General features: G+C 66.5%; 15 protein-coding genes. 8 read left to right on the forward strand and 7 right to left on the reverse strand.

Going from position 1 to position 16,875, the window contains the following annotated elements; all coding sequences use genetic code 11:
- Window positions 1-12: 12 nt before the first annotated feature.
- A complete protein-coding gene (locus KBY72_RS02235; protein ID WP_254992999.1) occupies window positions 13-972 on the forward strand; it encodes an alpha/beta fold hydrolase in 960 nt (319 codons plus the stop codon).
- On the opposite strand, the gene KBY72_RS02240 is transcribed toward KBY72_RS02235, so the two are convergent.
- Entirely contained in the window at window positions 884-2,074 is a 1,191-nt protein-coding gene (locus KBY72_RS02240) for an FAD-binding oxidoreductase (RefSeq protein WP_261361128.1), read from the reverse strand. The genes KBY72_RS02235 and KBY72_RS02240 overlap by 89 nt on opposite strands.
- 17 nt (window positions 2,075-2,091) lie before the next feature.
- Between KBY72_RS02240 and KBY72_RS02245 the strand changes: the two genes are divergently transcribed.
- Complete coding sequence (locus KBY72_RS02245; RefSeq protein WP_254993001.1) at window positions 2,092-3,429, forward strand: four-carbon acid sugar kinase family protein; 1,338 nt, start codon at window positions 2,092-2,094, stop codon at window positions 3,427-3,429.
- On the opposite strand, the gene KBY72_RS02250 is transcribed toward KBY72_RS02245, so the two are convergent.
- From KBY72_RS02250 to KBY72_RS02260, 3 genes are read right to left on the reverse strand one after another with little or no spacing between them, the layout of a single operon-like run.
- Complete coding sequence (locus KBY72_RS02250; RefSeq protein WP_254993002.1) at window positions 3,426-4,814, reverse strand: APC family permease; 1,389 nt, start codon at window positions 4,812-4,814, stop codon at window positions 3,426-3,428. The two genes, KBY72_RS02245 and KBY72_RS02250, sit on opposite strands and share 4 nt — an antisense overlap.
- Window positions 4,811-6,109 (reverse strand): (Fe-S)-binding protein, encoded by a 1,299-nt coding sequence (locus KBY72_RS02255; RefSeq protein ID WP_254993003.1) that lies wholly within the window; start codon window positions 6,107-6,109, stop codon window positions 4,811-4,813. The genes KBY72_RS02250 and KBY72_RS02255 overlap by 4 nt, the downstream gene beginning before the upstream one ends.
- Window positions 6,106-7,551 carry an NADP-dependent isocitrate dehydrogenase gene (locus KBY72_RS02260; RefSeq protein WP_254993004.1) on the reverse strand — a complete coding sequence of 482 codons (1,446 nt, stop codon included), beginning with the start codon at window positions 7,549-7,551 and terminating at the stop codon, window positions 6,106-6,108. Before KBY72_RS02260 ends, KBY72_RS02255 begins: the two co-directional genes overlap by 4 nt.
- Before the next feature lie 83 nt (window positions 7,552-7,634).
- Between KBY72_RS02260 and KBY72_RS02265 the strand changes: the two genes are divergently transcribed.
- The 6 genes from KBY72_RS02265 to kdsB all read left to right on the forward strand — a co-directional run bounded on the left by KBY72_RS02265 (window position 7,635) and on the right by kdsB (window position 14,441).
- Window positions 7,635-8,093 carry a hypothetical protein gene (locus tag KBY72_RS02265; protein ID WP_254932123.1) on the forward strand — a complete coding sequence of 153 codons (459 nt, stop codon included), beginning with the start codon at window positions 7,635-7,637 and terminating at the stop codon, window positions 8,091-8,093.
- A 77-nt stretch (window positions 8,094-8,170) separates the two neighbouring features.
- The gene (locus KBY72_RS02270; protein ID WP_254993005.1) at window positions 8,171-8,884 is read left to right on the forward strand and encodes a heme oxygenase (biliverdin-producing); all 714 of its coding nucleotides are present in this window, start codon (window positions 8,171-8,173) and stop codon (window positions 8,882-8,884) included.
- Between the two features lie 33 nt (window positions 8,885-8,917).
- Window positions 8,918-9,967 carry a glycosyltransferase gene (locus KBY72_RS02275; RefSeq protein ID WP_254960349.1) on the forward strand — a complete coding sequence of 350 codons (1,050 nt, stop codon included), beginning with the start codon at window positions 8,918-8,920 and terminating at the stop codon, window positions 9,965-9,967.
- Window positions 9,968-9,977: 10 nt separating this feature from the next.
- A complete protein-coding gene (locus tag KBY72_RS02280; protein ID WP_254960350.1) occupies window positions 9,978-12,374 on the forward strand; it encodes a UvrD-helicase domain-containing protein in 2,397 nt (798 codons plus the stop codon).
- Window positions 12,375-12,437: 63 nt separating this feature from the next.
- Window positions 12,438-13,604, forward strand: a complete 1,167-nt coding sequence (locus tag KBY72_RS02285) for a CCA tRNA nucleotidyltransferase (RefSeq protein ID WP_315859513.1) — start codon at window positions 12,438-12,440, stop codon at window positions 13,602-13,604.
- A 42-nt stretch (window positions 13,605-13,646) separates the two neighbouring features.
- The gene (gene kdsB / locus KBY72_RS02290) at window positions 13,647-14,441 is read left to right on the forward strand and encodes a 3-deoxy-manno-octulosonate cytidylyltransferase (protein WP_254960352.1); all 795 of its coding nucleotides are present in this window, start codon (window positions 13,647-13,649) and stop codon (window positions 14,439-14,441) included.
- Here kdsB and KBY72_RS02295 read toward each other — a convergent pair.
- Genes KBY72_RS02295 through KBY72_RS02305 form a run of 3 tightly spaced genes read right to left on the reverse strand, consistent with a single transcriptional unit; the run spans window position 14,438 to window position 16,853 of the window.
- Entirely contained in the window at window positions 14,438-14,998 is a 561-nt protein-coding gene (locus KBY72_RS02295; protein WP_396121814.1) for a KdsC family phosphatase, read from the reverse strand. The two genes, kdsB and KBY72_RS02295, sit on opposite strands and share 4 nt — an antisense overlap.
- A complete protein-coding gene (kdsA, locus tag KBY72_RS02300; RefSeq protein ID WP_254960353.1) occupies window positions 14,995-15,825 on the reverse strand; it encodes a 3-deoxy-8-phosphooctulonate synthase in 831 nt (276 codons plus the stop codon). Before kdsA ends, KBY72_RS02295 begins: the two co-directional genes overlap by 4 nt.
- The gene (locus tag KBY72_RS02305; RefSeq protein WP_254960354.1) at window positions 15,822-16,853 is read right to left on the reverse strand and encodes an SIS domain-containing protein; all 1,032 of its coding nucleotides are present in this window, start codon (window positions 16,851-16,853) and stop codon (window positions 15,822-15,824) included. The genes kdsA and KBY72_RS02305 overlap by 4 nt, the downstream gene beginning before the upstream one ends.
- Window positions 16,854-16,875 lie beyond the last annotated feature (22 nt).

Raw genomic sequence — 16,875 nt, forward strand, 5'->3', positions numbered from 1 at the left:
GGACACATCAAGGTGGCTTCCTTGTCTGTACCCCAGCCCTGGAGCTACGCCGGCCATCCAGTGCACGCCATCGCAGCGGCGCCAGCTGATCCCGATGGCCCCGCGATCCTGCTGGTGCATGGCTTTGGTGCTTCCACCGACCACTGGCGCCACAACATTCCCGTGCTGGCCCAGCGCCATGAGGTGCACGCCATCGACCTGCTGGGCTTCGGTCGCAGCGCCAAGCCGGCCGAGCTTGCCTATGGCGGCCCCCTCTGGCGCGACCAGCTGGCCGTATACGTGAGCGAGCGCATCGGCCGGCCAACGGTGCTGGTGGGTAATTCCCTGGGCGGTTTTTCAGCCCTGGCTGCTGGCGCTGCCCTGGGGGACCAGGCGGCCGGGGTGGTGCTTCTAAATGCGGCAGGGCCGTTCAGCGATGAGCAGGCGCCGCCTAAGGGCTGGGGAGCGATCACCCGCCAGACCATTGCGGGAGCCCTGCTCAAAAGCCCGGTGCTGCAGCGGTTGTTGTTTGAAAATTTGCGCCGGCCGGCCACGATTCGCCGCACCCTCAACCAGGTGTACGTCGACAAGACCAACGTCGATGAAGCCTTGGTGGAGGCGATCCGGCGGCCGTCGCTGGATCCGGGGGCCTTCGGTGTTTTCCGCACCGTGTTTGATATCCCCCGCGGCCAGCCCCTCGATGAGTTGTTTGCCCAGCTGACATGTCCGTTGCTGTTGCTCTGGGGCATCCGGGACCCCTGGATCAATGCCGTGGGCCGGCGGGCTGCTTTCCAGCGCCATGCTCCGGCAGGCACCAGCGAAGTGGTGCTCGAGGCGGGTCACTGTCCTCACGACGAGGTGCCAGATCAGGTGAATGCTGCCCTGCTCGACTGGATCGCGGGCCTTAGCTCGGGGGCGGCTCCACTCCCGGCAGATTCACTCCCGGCAGACGACCGCGCGACAGTTGCTGCTTCGGGTCAAACTGCCGCTTGATCGCTTCGATCATGGGCCGCGATGGGGCATCCAGCCAGGCCGGCAGTTTGCTGCTGGCTGGCTGGCGTAGCACCGTCAGGTAGCCACCAACCTGCTGGCAATGGCGCCTGAGCGCCTCCACCTTGTAGGTCGGTAGGGCTGAGGCAGTTGCCCAGGCGAGACCTAAGCCACTGCCAGCCCCCAGGACCACCGGCAAGCCGGCCAGGGCTGGATCGTTGAGCAGGGCAGTCGTCTGGTTGGGGCGCACCGCCAGCCGCAGCAACCAGTCGCTGGACCCAGTTTCAGACCCTTGGCTTTGGCCTACCAGGCTTGCGAGTTCGGCGGGTTCAAGAGTTTGGGCCGTAATTGCCAAGGCAGCAGCCTTGGCGGCGATGCAGCTGATCTGCTCATTGAGAGTGAGGGCGTTGATGCTGGCCAGGCTGATCAGCAGTCCGGTGCCGTCTTCTTGGGCGGCAGAGGGGCGCCACCAGTCGATCCGCTCCGGGCTGAGGCTTGAGCCCAGCAGCCAGGCGGCCAGTTGGCCGAGGGCTTCTAGCGGCCCTTCCAGCTTCAGTCCGCGCCGCTGGGGTGGCTCCGGCATGGTGCGCAGGGTGAGGCTGCTGATCAGTCCTAAGGACCCCCAGCTGCCCGCCATCAAGCGCATCAGGTCGTAGCCGGCCACGTTTTTCACCACCTTGCCCCCGGCCCGGGCGCGGGTGCCGTCGCTGCGGATTAATTCCAGGCCAATTATCTGGTCGCGCACGCCCAGATAGCGCTGGCGCAGACCGCCGGCCAGGCCTCTTGCCACAAGGCCGCCCAGGCTGCCGCTGGCTTGGCCGCCCAGGCCACTGCCCCAGGGCCAGTCAACGGCTAGCCATTGCCTGTGGCGGGCGAGCTCGGCTTGCAATTCGACCAGGGGCGTGCCGGCCAGGGCCGTCACAGTGAAATCGCCAGGGCTGTGCTCCACGATGCCGCTCAGCCGCCTACAGCTCACGGTGGCGCTGCCGCCCATAACTGGCGGCCCCCAGTTGAGTCGGCTGCCCAGGCCGGCGGGTTGCCAGGGCGCAGCCTGCTGGTGCAGCTCGCGCACCAGCTCCTGCAGCTCCCTGGGCTCCGGAGTCATCACGGCACGATGGTGCCATGGCCGCCTCCTCCAAAATCATCGTCATCGACGATGACCCCACCGGCTCCCAGACGGTGCACAGCTGCCCGCTGCTGCTGCGCTGGGATGCCGCCACCCTGGCGGCGGGGCTGCGGCACCCTTCGCCGCTGCTGTTTCTGCTGGCTAACACCCGGGCCCTGGCGCCGGAAGCAGCCGCGGAGCGGGTGCGCCAGATCTGCCGGGCCCTAGCCGCGGCCCTGCCCCTGGCAGGCATTGAGCGTTGGTGGCTGGTGAGTCGCGGCGACTCCACCCTGCGGGGTCACTTCCCGTTGGAGGTGGAGGTGATAGCGGCCGAGCTCGGCCCCTTTGCGGCCACCTTGTTGATCCCGGCCTTTTTTGAGGGGGGCCGCACCACCGTGGACGGGGTGCATCGCCTGCACGGCCAGCCCGTGCACGAAACCGCCTTCGCCCGCGACCGCCTGTTTGGCTACGCCAGCAGCGATCTACCGGTTTGGGTGGAGGAAAAAAGTGGGGGCCGTATCGCCGCTCACCAGGTCCAGCGTCTGTCGGGCGCCGAGTTGGATTACGCCGCTGGCGATGGCGGCCAGGCCCTGGCGGAGCGACTGGCGGCCCTAGATGGCAGGCCCGTGGTAGCCGTTGACGGGGAGCGACCTGAGCAACTGACCGCCCTGGCCCAGGTGGTGCGCCAGGCTTGGCCTCTGCCGGTGCTGTCCCAGTCGGCGGCCAGTTGGATCCAGGCCTTAGCGGCTTTGCCGCCCCAGCCCCTGGCTGGAGCGGCCCTGGTCCGGTTGCGGCGCCCCAAGCCAGGGCTGGTGCTGGTGGGCTCTCATGTGCCCTTGGCTGATGCCCAGCTCACCCAGCTGCTGACGGAGCCCCGCTGCGTGGGACTGGAGCTGCCCGTCGCCAAGCTGGCGCGGCTGCTGGAAGGCCCCCTGCCGAAGCCCGTGCTGGCTTCCCTGGAGGCCGACTGGCTGGTTCAGTTGCGGAGGGTGCTGGCCCAGGGGCAAACGCCCGTGCTCTACACCAGCCGGGGTGAGCTCCAGTGCGCATCAGTGGCGCAGCGCCGCCGCTTAGGCGACGCTCTGGCGGCGCTAATGGCCCGGTTGGCTGCTGCCCTGGCCCCCCAGTTGGGTTACCTGATCAGCAAGGGGGGCATCACCACCCACACCCTGCTGGCCGATGGTCTGGCTCTGGCGGCGGTCGAGTTGAAAGGACAGCTGCTGCCTGGGCTCTCCTTGGTGCTGGCTGATCTGCCAGAGCCTCTGCCGGTGCTCACCTTCCCCGGCAACCTCGGTGATGGGGACACGCTGCGGCTTGCCTGGCGCTGGATGGAAGGCTTGGAAAGCGCGGATTAACTCGTTGCCTCTGCTAAGGGTCGTCGCTCCGCCAACAGGCAGACGCCGTAGCCCGTGGCCACGAGGGCTATGGCGGCAAGGCTGCTTAGCCAGTCGTTGGCCGTACTGCCCATAAGGAAGGCCAGGGATACCGCCGTAATCAGCAAGGGGGACACGGGATAGCCCCAGGTGAGAAAGGGGCGGGGCAGCTCCGGCTCCCGCTGGCGCAGGGTCACCAGGGAGGCAATGCCCGCCAGCGGCAGGCTCACGTAGAGCACGGCGCCCATGGTCAGCAGCCGTTCGAAGGAGCCTGCCAGCACTAGGGCCGCGGCGGCCGTGCTGGTGAGCAGCAGGGCCGCGCTTGGGGTGCCGCCCCCGTTCACTTGGGCAACAAAGCTCGGTAGCAGGCCGTCGCGGCTGAGACCAAACAAAATGCGCGGGGCGGCCATCACCACGGTGTTGATCAGGCCCAGCAGGGACACCAGCGCTAACGCGGTGATCAGTAGGCCACCCAGCGGCCCAGCCAGGGCGCGTGCGGCGGCGGCCGCCGGCAGGTTTGAGCTGGCCAGCTGGGCGATTGGCAGCACATGCAGCAGTGCCAGGTTGATCAGCAGATAAAGCACCAGCACCGCCAGAACCCCGCCGATCAGGGAGCGAGGCAGATCTCGCCCCGGCTCGCTGAATTCTTCAGCGAAATAAACGGGGCTGGCCCAGCCGTCGTAGGTGGTGATCACTGCCTGTAGGGCCAGCACCACTGCCAGGCTCAGGCTCCGCCAGCCCGCTATCGCGATGGGCGCATGCGGTGGTGGCGCGATGGGGGGTGCCGCCTGGATGGGCAGCAGGAAGCAGGCCGCCACCAGGGCCAGAAAGGCAACCGCCTTGGCGAGGCTGAGTAATTCCTGGCTGGCGCTGCCGGCGCGCAGCCCTCGCAGCTGAATCAGGCTGAACAGGCCGATGGCTAGCAGCGCCAGGATTCGGGCCGTGTAGGGCCCCTGGGGGATCGCGGCGGGTAGCAAGGCCTGGCCGTATTCCCCCACGGTGGTGGCCACCCAGGCCAGGCCGATGCAATGGGCCAGCCAGTCGGTCCAGCCCACCAGAAAGCCCACGCGCTTGCCGAAGGCCCGCTCGGCGTAGACATACCAACCGCCGGCCTTCGGTAAGGCTGCCGCCAATTCGGCTAGGCACACCGCCCCCACCAGCGCATAGAGCCCGCCGGCCAGCCAGGCGGCCAGCACCAGCTCCGCTGAGGGCAATTGGGCTGCCACCAGGCCCGGAGTGCGCAGGATGCCGGCCCCGATCGTGCCGCCCACGGCACCGGCCAAGCCAAAACCCACTCCCAGAATGTTCAGCAGGCGGCCTTTAGGGGCCTTATTGACTGGCTGCTGGTCGGGGATGGGTTGGCTCAACCGCTGTAGCTCTGCTCCAGCAACTGCATCGGATGCAGCACCGGGATCGGCTGGGGCAGCTCCTGCAGGTGGCGCCGGATCTGCAGGCTGCAGCCGATGTTGGCGCTAACAGCCAGCTCGGCACCGGTGCCAGCCAGGTCTTTGGCCTTGAGCTGCCCAAGGGCGGCGGCCTCTTCTGGCTGAACCAGGTTGTAGATGCCGGCGCTGCCGCAGCACACCCCCGCTTCCGTCGCTTCGCGTAGCTGGATGTGGGGGATGGCATTGAGCAGGGCCCGGGGCTGGCTGCTGATGCCCTGGCCGTGCAGCATGTGGCAGGCGTCGTGATAAGCCAGTTGGAGCGGGCGTTTGGCGCTGGCTGGCTCGCCGTCAGCGTGGGTAAGGGGCTTAAGGGCGGCGAGGAATGGCTGGCTTAGGCCGAGCTCGGCGAGGAACTCCTGAATATCCGCGACCGGGGCGGAGAAGCTGCTGCCGGTGAGCCGCCCGTAGGCCTTCATGGTGTGGCCGCAACCGGAAGCTGCCACCAATACGGCGTCGAGAGGCCCGGCCCCGGCGGGCTTGCCTGGGCCCACTACGGCCTCGAAGCTTTGGATCAAGCCGATTGCCAGCTCGTTGGTCTGGCTGAGTTCTCCCTGGTGGTGGGTCACGGCGCCGCAGCAGCCCTGGCTGGGCGGAATCACCACCTCGATACCGTTGGCGCTCAGCACCTGCACGGCGGCCTGGTTCACGGCTGGATCAAATAGACGCTGGACGCAGCCCAGCACCAACCCCACCCGGGCGCGGCGAGGACCCTGGGCGGGCACTACTAGGGGGAAGTCGTCGCGGAAGCTGGCTGGCGGCAAGGGAGGTAGCAGCTGATCGAGGGCCTCCAGTTGGGGGCCGAATAGGCGGGTGATCCCACTGCGGCGGGCCAGGGCCTGCAGGGGGGTGCCGGCGTAAAGGCGCAGCGGCGTGAGCAGGGCCCGAAGTCGCGCAGGGTAGGGAAGCAGGGCAAACAGCAGCTTGCGAAATGCCTGCTGGGCGGAGCTGCGCAGCTCAGGCGCGTTGAGCTGGGGGCGCGTGGCCTCGATCAGTTGGTCGTAGCGCACCCCCGAGGGGCAAGCCGTGACGCAGGCGAGACAGCCCAGGCAACTGTCGAAGTGCTTCGCCACGGTGGCATCGAGGCTCAGTTCACCGTTGGCGATCGCCTTGAGGGTGTAGATGCGGCCCCGGGGTGAATCCATCTCCGTTCCCAGCACCCGGTAGCTGGCGCAGGTGGGCAGGCAGAAGCCGCAGTGCACGCAGGGGTCGGTGTTCATCCGCCGAAGTGGCGGATCACAGCATCAGCAAAGCCACTGCAACTCACCGGCTCCACAGCAGGCTCCATCAGCCGGGCCAGGTCGTAGGTCACCTCGCCATTAGCGATGGCGGCGCTCAGGCCCGCAGTGATTAGGTTGGCGGCCTCCTGCCAGCCCATGAATTCGAGCATCATCACGCCGCTGAGGATCACCGAGCCGGGATTGATGCGATCAAGGCCGGCGTGCTTGGGAGCGGTGCCGTGGGTGGCCTCGAAGATGGCGGCGTTGTCGCCGATGTTGGCGCCGGGGGCCATGCCCAGGCCGCCCACCACGGCTGCGGCGGCATCGGAGATGTAGTCGCCGTTGAGGTTGAGGGTGGCGAGGATCGAGTAGTCGGCGGGGCGGGTCTGGATCTGCTGGAAAATGCTGTCGGCGATGCGGTCGTCGACAAGCACCATCTGCTTCCACATACCACCGCCGTGGCTGGCGCCGATGGCATTGAGCACGCCCTGCACCTCGGCATCAATGGCGGCTTTCTTCTCGGGGGTGAGGCTGTCGTAGCCGGGCTCGATCATGCGGGAATTGGCCTCGATGCTCAGGCCGGGATTGCGCTCGACGTTGTCCAGGATCCAGCTCTCCCGCTCAGTGATGCAGACATCGCGGAATTCGGTGTTGGCCAGCTCGTAGCCCCAGTCGCGGAAGGCACCTTCGGTGAACTTCATGATGTTGCCCTTGTGCACCAGGGTCACGTGGCGCTTGTCGCCCTCCAGGCGCAGGGCGTGCTGGATCGCCTTGCGGATGTGGCGCTGGCTGCCGTGCTTACTCACGGGCTTGATGCCGATGCCGGAGCCCACCGGAATCTGGCGCTGGCCCAGCTTGCCGTTGGCTGGGATCACCACTTGATTGAGGTGCTTGATCAGATCGAGGCACACCGGATCGTTGGCTTCCCACTCGATCCCCATGTAGATGTCTTCGGTGTTTTCGCGATAGACGATCACGTCTAGGTCTTGCGGCCGCTTGTGGGGGCTGGGGGTGCCCTCGTAGTAGCGGCAGGGCCTTACGCAGCAGTAGAGATCAAAGATCTGGCGCAGGGCCACGTTGAGCGAGCGGATGCCTCCGCCTATCGGTGTGGTGAGGGGCCCCTTGATCGCCACGCCGTACTCCCTGATGGCGCTCAGGGTGTCTTCCGGCAGATATTGATAGGTGCCGTAGAGGTCGCAGGCCTCGTCGCCGGCGTAAACCTTGAACCACTCAATTCGGCGCTCACCGCCGTAGGCCTGGGCTACCGCCGCGTCTAGCACTTTCTGGGTGGCGGGCCAGATGTCTACGCCCGTGCCATCACCGCGGATGAAGGGAACAATCGGATCGTTGGGCACGATCGGTTGACCGTTTTCGAAGCGAATTGCGGTGCCGCTGGCAGGGGTGGTGAGCTTCTCAAAGCTGGCGGCGCTAAGGGTTGCCATGGGCTGTTACAGACCGGATCGGCCTTATCGGTGTGGCGAGCCTAGGTTTTAAGCATGTTGCGGTTCTACTCAGGGGAAACGGCATGAATGCCGCCGATCAGGCCCGATCCCTTGAACTTGCCCAGGCAATCGCGGCGGCGGCGAGTCTGTTTCGCGTCCACTTCCCCGATGCCCGAGCCAACCTCACCCCCTGGCGCGACGACGCGCTGACCCGTGCCTTTGCCGAGCAGGAGAGCCTGGATCTCTCCTTTCACCTACCGGGCTGGAGTCCCCGCAGCCAGTGCCGCTCCTTTCTGGTGCAGCTGCGCCTGGACGGGGCCCCGGGGCGGAGCAGGGCTGAACGCCCTCGCCTGCTGGGGGTGACGATCCGGGGCCTCACCTACGAGAGCGAGCGCTGGCGGCTGGCCACCGTGGGCGACTGGCAGCCGTCAGGCAGTCATCTGCCCCAGGCCGAGGTGGCGCAGAAGTTGCAGCAGTTTTCCCGGGAGCTGTTTGATCTGTTCGGTGGCGCCGAGCAGGCCGATCAGAACCTGGCGGCGTAACCCTTCGCAACCTTGCCAGGCGCCCCGGTAAAACTCCCGCCTAACTTGGCGCCTCGCCCGTACAACGCTCCCGTCAGATGCCCGTCGCCCTTGCCTCCCAACTGCGTGAAGGCACCAAAAAGGCCCACACGATGGCGGAGAACACCGGCTTCGTGAGCTGCTTCCTCAAGGGGGTGGTGGATAAGGCCAGCTACCGCACCCTGGTGGCCGACCTTTATTTCGTGTACTCGGCCATGGAGGAGGAGTTTGGCCGGCTTAGGGAGCATCCGGTGGTGGGCCCAGTGGCTTTCCCAGAGCTGAACCGGCGCGAAAGTCTCGAGCAGGATCTTGCCTTTTATTTCGGTGGCGACTGGCGTAATGCGGTCCAACCCACCCCTGGAGCCCAGCAATACGTAGAGCGGCTGCACCAGGTGGCTCAGGAGTGCCCGGAGCTGCTGGTGGGTCACCACTACACCCGCTACATAGGTGATCTTTCTGGCGGCCAGATCCTCAAGAACATCGCCCAGAAGGCGATGAGCCTGGGCGAGCACGATGGCCTGCGTTTCTACGAATTCGCGGCTATTCCCGATGAGAAGGGCTTCAAGGCCAACTACCGCACCACCCTCGACGCCCTGCCGATCGACCAAGCCATGGCCGATCGCATTGTGGAGGAGGCCAACCACGCCTTCCACCTGAACATGACCATGTTCCAGGAACTGGAAGGCAATCTGATCGCCGCTATTGGCAAGGTTCTGTTTGGCTTCCTTACCCGGCGTCAGCGTTCGGGCAGCACGGAAGTGGCGGCGGCCTGAGCCAGAGTTGGCGGGCCGCAGCCTCTGAGTGTCTTGCGCCCCCTTCGCTTTTTGGTGCCAGGCACCAGCGGTCGCTACCGCTGCGGTGGCCTGCTGGTGGAGCAGCAGACGGCCCGGCTGCTGGCCGAACTGGTGCCAACACAACTGGTCACCTATCGGCAGCGGGAGCCTGGACTGCCCTACCTGGGTGATCTGCTACATGCTGAACCCCTAGGCAGCCCTGCCGCCACCGACTCCCTGTGGATCGTGAGCTGGGGCTTTGATGTGCCGCGCCAGCTGGGGGCGTTGCGGGGCCGGCCGGTGGCCTACCACGCCCATAGCAGCGGCTACGGCTTCCGCTTGCCCCCCGGGGTGCCGGTGCTGGCAGTGAGTCGCAACACCCTGGGCTACTGGGGCCAATGGGCCAGCCGCAATCCGCTGTTCCTGGTGCCCAACGCCCTGGAGGCCAGTTGGATCGCCCGCGGTGATCGCCCCCACAACTGCGGCGCTGAGCCGGCGCCGAGCGGCCGCTCGATTGATGTGCTGATCCAGCGGCGCAAGACCAGCACCTACGTGCTGGAGCAGCTGGTGCCAGCCCTGCGGGCCCGCGGGCTCACGGTGCTGGTGCAGGACGGCTGGGTGGAAGATCTGGTGGGGCTGTTCAACAGCGCCAAGGTGGTGGTTTACGACTCCGCAGACCACTGGCGCTGCAGTGGTGTGAGCGAAGGCTTTGGTCTGCCGCCGATCGAGGCCCTGGCCTGTGGCTGCGTGCTATTCAGCAGCCTCAACCACGCCCTGGCTGACAACCTGGACCCCGGGGGCTTGGCCTATCAGATCGGTATGGGCAGCCTGGCCGCCGACGGGGAGCGGATCGCTGCGGCGGTGGCCGATCCAGCCGCCTGGCTGCCTGCGCCACGCCGCTTGGAAGAGTTGCTTGATGAGCTCAGTGAACCGCGGCTGCGCCAGCGCTGGCGCCAGGCCCTGGAGGCGATCAACATCCACATCGATCGGCTGCAGGCCGGTGAGCCGCCCCTGCGGCCCCCTTCTCTGCTCCAGCTGCGCTTGGAGCGCTGGCGGCAGAGGTTGGCCCGTCGCCTTGCCTAGGGTCTCAGGAATGAGCGCATTTCTAGCCGGCCTCAACGACGCCCAGCGCAAGGCGGTGGACCACCACACCGGTCCGCTGCTGGTGGTGGCAGGTGCGGGCAGCGGCAAAACCCGCGCCCTCACCCACCGCATCGCCCACCTGATCGGCCACCACGGCGCCGATCCGGCCCATCTGCTCGCCGTCACCTTCACCAACAAGGCGGCCCGCGAGATGAAGGAGCGGCTGGAGCTGCTGCTGGCCCAGAAGCTGGCCCAGAGCCAGTTCGGCCAGCCCTGGAGCACCCTGCCGGCGGTGGAGCAGCGCCAGCTGCGCTCGCGCATCTACCGCGAGGTGATCAAGGAGCTGTGGATCGGCACCTTCCATGCCCTGTTTGCCCGGCTGCTGCGCTTCGACATCGACAAGTTCAAGGATCCCGAAGGACTCAGCTGGACGCGCCAGTTCTCGATCTACGACGAGAACGACGTCCAGAGCCTGATTAAGGAGATCGTCACCCAGGAGCTGCAGCTAGATCCCAAGCGCTTTGAGCCCAAGAAGGTGCGCTGGGCGATCAGCAACGCCAAGAACCAGGGTTGGATGCCCGAGCAGCTTGAAGCCGATGCCGGCGGCCAGCGGGGCAAGTTGATGGCGGAGACCTACCGGCGCTACCGGCGCGCCCTGGCCGCCAACAACGCTCTCGATTTCGATGATCTGCTGCTCTTCCCCGTGCAACTGCTGCGCCAGAACGAGCAGATCCGCGACTACTGGCACCGGCGCTTTCGTCATGTGCTGGTGGATGAATACCAGGACACCAACCGCACCCAGTACGACCTGATCAAGCTGCTGGTGACCAACGGTCGAGAACCCTCCGACTACGACGACTGGGATGGGCGCTCGGTGTTTGTGGTGGGTGACGCCGACCAGAGCATCTACAGCTTCCGCGCCGCCGATTTCACGATCCTGATGGGCTTTCAGGACGACTTCGGTGACGGGGCCGCCAGTGAGACCACCGCCACGATGGTGAAGCTGGAGGAGAACTACCGCTCCACTGCCACGATTCTGGAGGCGGCTAATGCCCTGATCGCCCACAATTCCGAGCGGATCGATAAGGTTTTGCGCCCCACCCGAGGTGAGGGCGAATTGATCTCCCTCACCCGCTGCGATGACGAGATCGCCGAGGCCGAGGCGGTGGTGCACCGCATGCGCATGCTTGAAGCCGCCCACCCCGATCTCAGCTGGGGCGATATGGCCGTGCTTTATCGCACCAACGCCCAGTCCCGGGCGATGGAGGAGTCGCTGGTGCGCTGGGGCATCCCCTACATCGTGGTGGGGGGGCTGCGCTTCTACGACCGGCGCGAGATCAAGGATGTGCTCGCCTACCTCAAGCTGCTGGTCAACCCCGCCGACACCGTCAGTCTGTTGCGGGTGCTCAATACCCCCAAGCGCGGCATCGGTAAAACCACGATCGAGCGACTCACCGACGCCTCAAACCAGCTCGGCATTCCCCTCTGGGAAGTGGTCCGTGATGCAGAAGCAGTGCGTTCTTTGGGCGGCCGCTCGGCCAAGGGGTTGCTGCAGTTTTGCGAGTTGATCAACGGCCTCCAGGCCTGTGCTCAAGACATCGCCCCTTCTGAATTGGTGCAGCGGGTGATAGAGCAGAGCGGCTACGTGGCTGAGTTGATCACCGAAGGCACCGATGAAGCCGAAGACCGGCGCCGCAACCTCAATGAGCTGGTGAATGCTGCCTTGCAATACCAGGAGGAAAACGAGGAGGGCTCCCTGGAGGATTTCCTGGCTTCGGCGGCCCTGGCCAGCGACGCTGATAGCAAGGACACCGAGCAGGATCGCGTCACCCTGATGACCCTGCATGCCAGTAAGGGCTTGGAATTTCCGGTGGTGTATCTGGTGGGAATGGAGCAGGGTCTCTTCCCCAGCTATCGCTCCTTGGAAGACCCCTCGGCTCTCGAGGAGGAGCGCCGCCTCTGCTACGTGGGCCTCACCCGGGCCAAAGAGCGGCTGTTTCTATCCCATGCCAGTGAGCGGCGGCTTTGGGGTGGCATGCGCGAGCCGGCGGTGCCCTCGGTGTTTCTTTCGGAGCTGCCCAGCGCCCTGATCCAGGGGGACATTCCCCATAGCGGTGGAGCTTCCATTCGCCGTGAGCAGCGCCTGGATCGGCTCACCCGAGTGGATCGCGAGGATTCACGCCAGGTGGCTGGCGGCGGTGCGGCCGGTGCTCCCGCCAATGCGGTGCGGCGCCGGGCGGCTGCCAAAAGCTGGGCGGTGGGGGACCGGCTGCGGCACAGCAGCTTTGGCGAAGGTCAGGTGACCCACCTGTTTGGCAGTGGTGAGAAGGTGTCGATTGCTGTGAAATTTCAGGGGATGGGGCCCAAAATCCTTGACCCGCGCCTGGCGCCGATCGAGCCCGTCTAGGTGGAAATCCCTGGCATTCCAGCGCCCCTGCTGACAGCCCTGAGCCGGTCAGGGGTTGGGCCGGTGGCATTGGTCGGTGGAGGGGTGCGGGATTTGTTGCTGCACCGGGTGCATAACGATCCCTGGCGGGGGCTGCCCGATCTGGACCTGGTGGTGCAGGGCCGGGCTTCAGAGCTGGTTAAGGAGTTGGTTGACGCCTTGGCTGGCCAGCTGGGTGAGGGTGTGGTGCAGCGCTGCCAGGAGCACGGCGCTTACGGCACAGTTGAGCTCGAACTCAACTTGGACGGCCAGCAGGTGCTGCTGGATGTGGCCACCGCCCGCTGCGAGACCTACCCGGTGCCAGCTGAAAATCCTCAGGTGAGCTTCGGCTCTATGGCCGATGACCTGGCCAGGCGTGATTTCAGCATCAACGCCATGGCCTTGGATCTGGTCAGCGGCACCCTGCTCGATCCCCATGGAGGCCAGGCCGATCTGGAGCTGCGCCAGCTGCGCTTTTTGCATCACGGCAGCGTTCGCGACGATCCCACCCGGCTGGTGCGCGGCGCCCGCTATGCGGCTCGGCTGGGGCTGGAGCTTGACGGGGCTAGCGCCGATCAGGCTGCAGCCACACTGGCGCAGTGGCCATGGCCGTGGCGGCAGGGTGATCCGCCGGCTGAGGCGCCGTCAGCCCTGGGCACGCGCCTGCGGATGGAGCTGGAGTTGCTGCTGGAGCGCGAGCCCTGGCTGGCAGCTCTGGGAGCACTGCAGCGCTGGGGCGCTCTGGCGTTGCTTGATCCGGAGCTGCAGGCGGATACGCAGTGGCCGCGGCGGCTGCGCTGGGCTGTTCGGCTGGGGTTGCCGCTGCTGGTGGCCCTGGTGGCGGGAGCGCGCCAACCCCTCGCCCTGGCGGAGCGGCTGCAGTTGCCCCACCGTCAGCACCGGCTGCTAGCGCAATGGTTGGAGTTGCGGCGCCGGCTGGTGGAGCAGCAGCTGGAGGGCTCTCCGGCGCTGCCCGAGCACTGGTGCGCCCTGCTGGAGGCTTCTGGCTGCAGTCCAGAAGCGGTGGCCCTGGCCCTGGCCTGTGGCAGTGGCCCGCGCCGGCCCCTGCTGCGGTGGCTGCTGCGCTGGCGCCAGGTCAAGGCCGAGCTCACCGCCGCTGATCTGCTGGCAGCTGGCATGCGGCAAGGGCCCGAGTTGGGCCAGAGGCTGAGGGAGCTGCGGGCCGAGCGGCTGCGCTTGGAGCGGATCTGAGTGCCGCAGACCCCTCGTTAGCGTGGGCGGATGACTGACCAGATGTCTGCTCCCCGAGTGGTGGTGGCCGTACCGGCCCGGCTGGAATCGGCGCGGCTGCCAGGCAAGCTGCTCGCCGATATTGCCGGCAAGCCCATGCTCCTGCATGTGTTGGAGCGTTGCCGGCAGGCCAAGGGTCTGGCGGCAGTGGTTGTGTGCACAGACAGCGATCAGGTGCGCTCTTTTGCCGAAGGCTGGGGCTTTCCGGTGCTGATGACCTCGCCCCATTGCAGCTCGGGCAGTGAACGCCTGGCCAGCGTGGTGGCGGAGCTGGTGGCTGCCGCGGGGGGCGGGGCCTCTGATTTTGATGAAACCCTGGTGATCAACGTGCAGGGCGACCAGCCGCTGCTGGATCCGGCGATCATCGAGGCGATGGCGGCTCAGTTTGCCCAGCTGCAGCGGCCGCCGGTGCTCACGCCCGTCTACCCCCTCACAGCTGACAAGTTGCACGATCCCAATGTGGTGAAGGTGCTGCGGGCCCGCGACGGTCGCGCTATCACCTTCTCCCGCAGTGCCCTGCCCCATTTGCGTGGGGTGCCGCCTGAGCAGTGGGCTCAGCACACCATCTATTGGGGCCATGTGGGCCTCTATGGCTATCGGGCCGACGTGTTGGCTGGCTGGGCAGCGCTGCCCCATTCCCTGCTCGAAGACCTGGAGAAGTTGGAGCAGTTGCGGCTTGTCGACGCCGGCATTCCCCTGCTCACCTACGAGGTGGCGCAGGACTGCCTCTCAGTGGATACCCCGGAGCAGCTGGAGCAGGCCCGGACCATTGCTCGCGCTGGGTTGGCGGCGGTTTAGGAGTTGCCTTCTCGCCAGCCCTCACGGTTGAGGCTTTGCAACAGCCCCCGCTGCTGCAGCAGGGCTTCAGCTAGTTCACGCACGGCCCCATCCCCCCCCCGGCGGCGCAGCACCCAGTCGGCCTGGCGGCGCAGGCCCCGGGCGCCGTCGGCGGGGCAGATCAGCAGACCCGTAGCCGGGCGCACTGTTAGGTCGTTGAGGTCGTCGCCGATGAAGGCGGTTTGCTGCCGCTCCAGCTGCAGATGGGCCTGGAGCTGGCTTAGGGCGCTGAGCTTGTCGCCGACGCCCACCAGGCAGTGATTGACGTGCAGATGTCGGGCCCGCTGCTCGATGGCGCCGCTGCGTCCGCCGCTGAGAAAGGCCACCTCAATGCCTGCTCGCTGCAGCATCCGGATCGCCAGGCCGTCGCGCACGTCGAAGCGCTTCACCACCTGGCCCTGCTCGTCGTAGTGCAAACCGCCATCGGTGAGCACACCGTCAACGTCACAAACCAGCAGTTCGATCGCCGCAAGATCCCGGCGCCGCAGCAGGGTTCGTTGCAGCAGCTGGCGGATCACAGGCTGCTTGGGGCCACACCCGCTGCCACTACTTGACGCAGGGCCAGCAGCTGGCTGAGCAGGGCTTCGAGCCGGTGCAGCGGCACCATGTTCGGCCCGTCGCTGAGGGCGTTGTCGGGGTCTGGATGGGTCTCCATGAACAAACCGTCCACCCCCACGGCGACTGCAGCTCTGGCAAGCGGTGCCACAAACTCCCGCTGCCCGCCGGTGCTGGTGCCACGGCCGCCAGGCTGCTGCACGGCGTGGGTGGCATCGAAGATCACCGGGCAACCCAGGGCTTGGAGCTGGGGGAAGCTGCGGTAATCGACCACAAGGGTGTTGTAGCCAAAACTGGTGCCTCGCTCGGTGAGCCATAGGCGGTCGCTGGCGGGATCTAGCCCGCATTCCTGCATCTTGTTCACCACCTGGGCCATGTCCCAGGGCGCCAGAAACTGCCCCTTTTTGACGTTCACTACCTTGCTGGTGCCGGCCACGGCCTTGGCGGCGGCTTCGAGCAGGTCGGTCTGACGGCAGAGGAAGGCGGGGATCTGCAGCACATCCACAGCCTGGGCCGCTGCCGCCGCCTGACAGCTCTCGTGGATGTCGGTGAGCACGGGCACCCCGAAGCTCTGGCCCACCTCCTGCAGGATCTTCAGCCCCTCATCGGGGCCCGGGCCGCGAAACGACTTGCCGGAGCTGCGGTTGGCTTTGTCGAAGCTGGCTTTGAAGATGTAGCGGATGCCGACTCGAGCGCAGATCGTGCTCACTTGCTCGGCGATCTGAAGCACCAAATCGCGGCTTTCGATTACACAGGGCCCGGCGATCAAGGTGAAGGGAATGGCCGTCATGGGCGCTCCGCGGCGGTACTGGTGGTAAAACCAGCCTGCACCAGATCGTGCAGCCGTAGCAGGCCCAGCAACAGGCGAGGCTGGGCGGGATCCACAACTGGCAGCACCGAAATTGCCTGGTGGGGGTTGCGTTCCATCACTTTTAGAGCTTCTACAGCGAGCACCTCTGGCGTCACCGTGATCGGGTTAGCAGTGGCCATGGAGCCGGCGCGGAGGTCAGCCCACTCCTCGGGGGCATGGTGCTGCAAGCTGCGGCGCAGGTCGCCGTCTGTGATCAGCCCGGCCATCAGTTCGGGGTTTGCGCTGGCCCGCACCCAGGCGGCCCCAAGACTGCCTTTGCCGTTGCTGCCTTCGGTGAGCCGGCCGATCACCTCGGCCAGGGGTGCCTCGGGAGAGAGCCCCTCCAGCGCTGTTGCCGGCACCATCAGATCGGCCACGGTGAGGGTGAGCTGGCGGCCTAGGGAGCCGGCTGGATGGTTGATGGCGAAGTCTTCGGGCGAGATGCCTGCCCGCTCCATCCACACTGCCGCCAGGGCGTCGCCAATCGCCATAGCTACCGCCGTGCTGGCCGTGGGAGCCAGGTTTAGCGGGCAAACCTCCCGATCTACCGAGCCATCCAGCACTACATCGCAGCCAGTAGCCAGGCTGGATGCCAGGCGGCCCACCAGGGCGATCCGGGCCGTGCCGCGGCGGCGCAGGTGGGGCAGGATCGCCAGCAACTCCTCTGTTTCACCGCTGTTCGAGAGCAGCAGGGCGACGTCGTCGGCCGCCACGATGCCGAGATCGCCGTGCAGGGCATCGACCGGATTGAGAAATACGGCCGTAAGGCCGATTGAAGAAAAGGTGGCAGCGATCTTGCGGGCAACGATGCCGCTCTTGCCCACGCCGGTAAGCACAAGCTTGGCCCGGCGTTGGCGGCACCCCTCCAGCAGTTCCAGAGCGGCTTCCACCTGGCTGCTGCTGAGGCGCTGGGCAGCAGCAGCTATGGCAGCAGCCTCTTCCTCCAGGCAGCGGGTGAGGGCAGACAAGATGCCGGTCTCGCAGATCCCC

This window comes from Cyanobium sp. BA5m-21 (assembly GCF_024346235.1).
Classification (GTDB): domain Bacteria; phylum Cyanobacteriota; class Cyanobacteriia; order PCC-6307; family Cyanobiaceae; genus Cyanobium_A; species Cyanobium_A usitatum.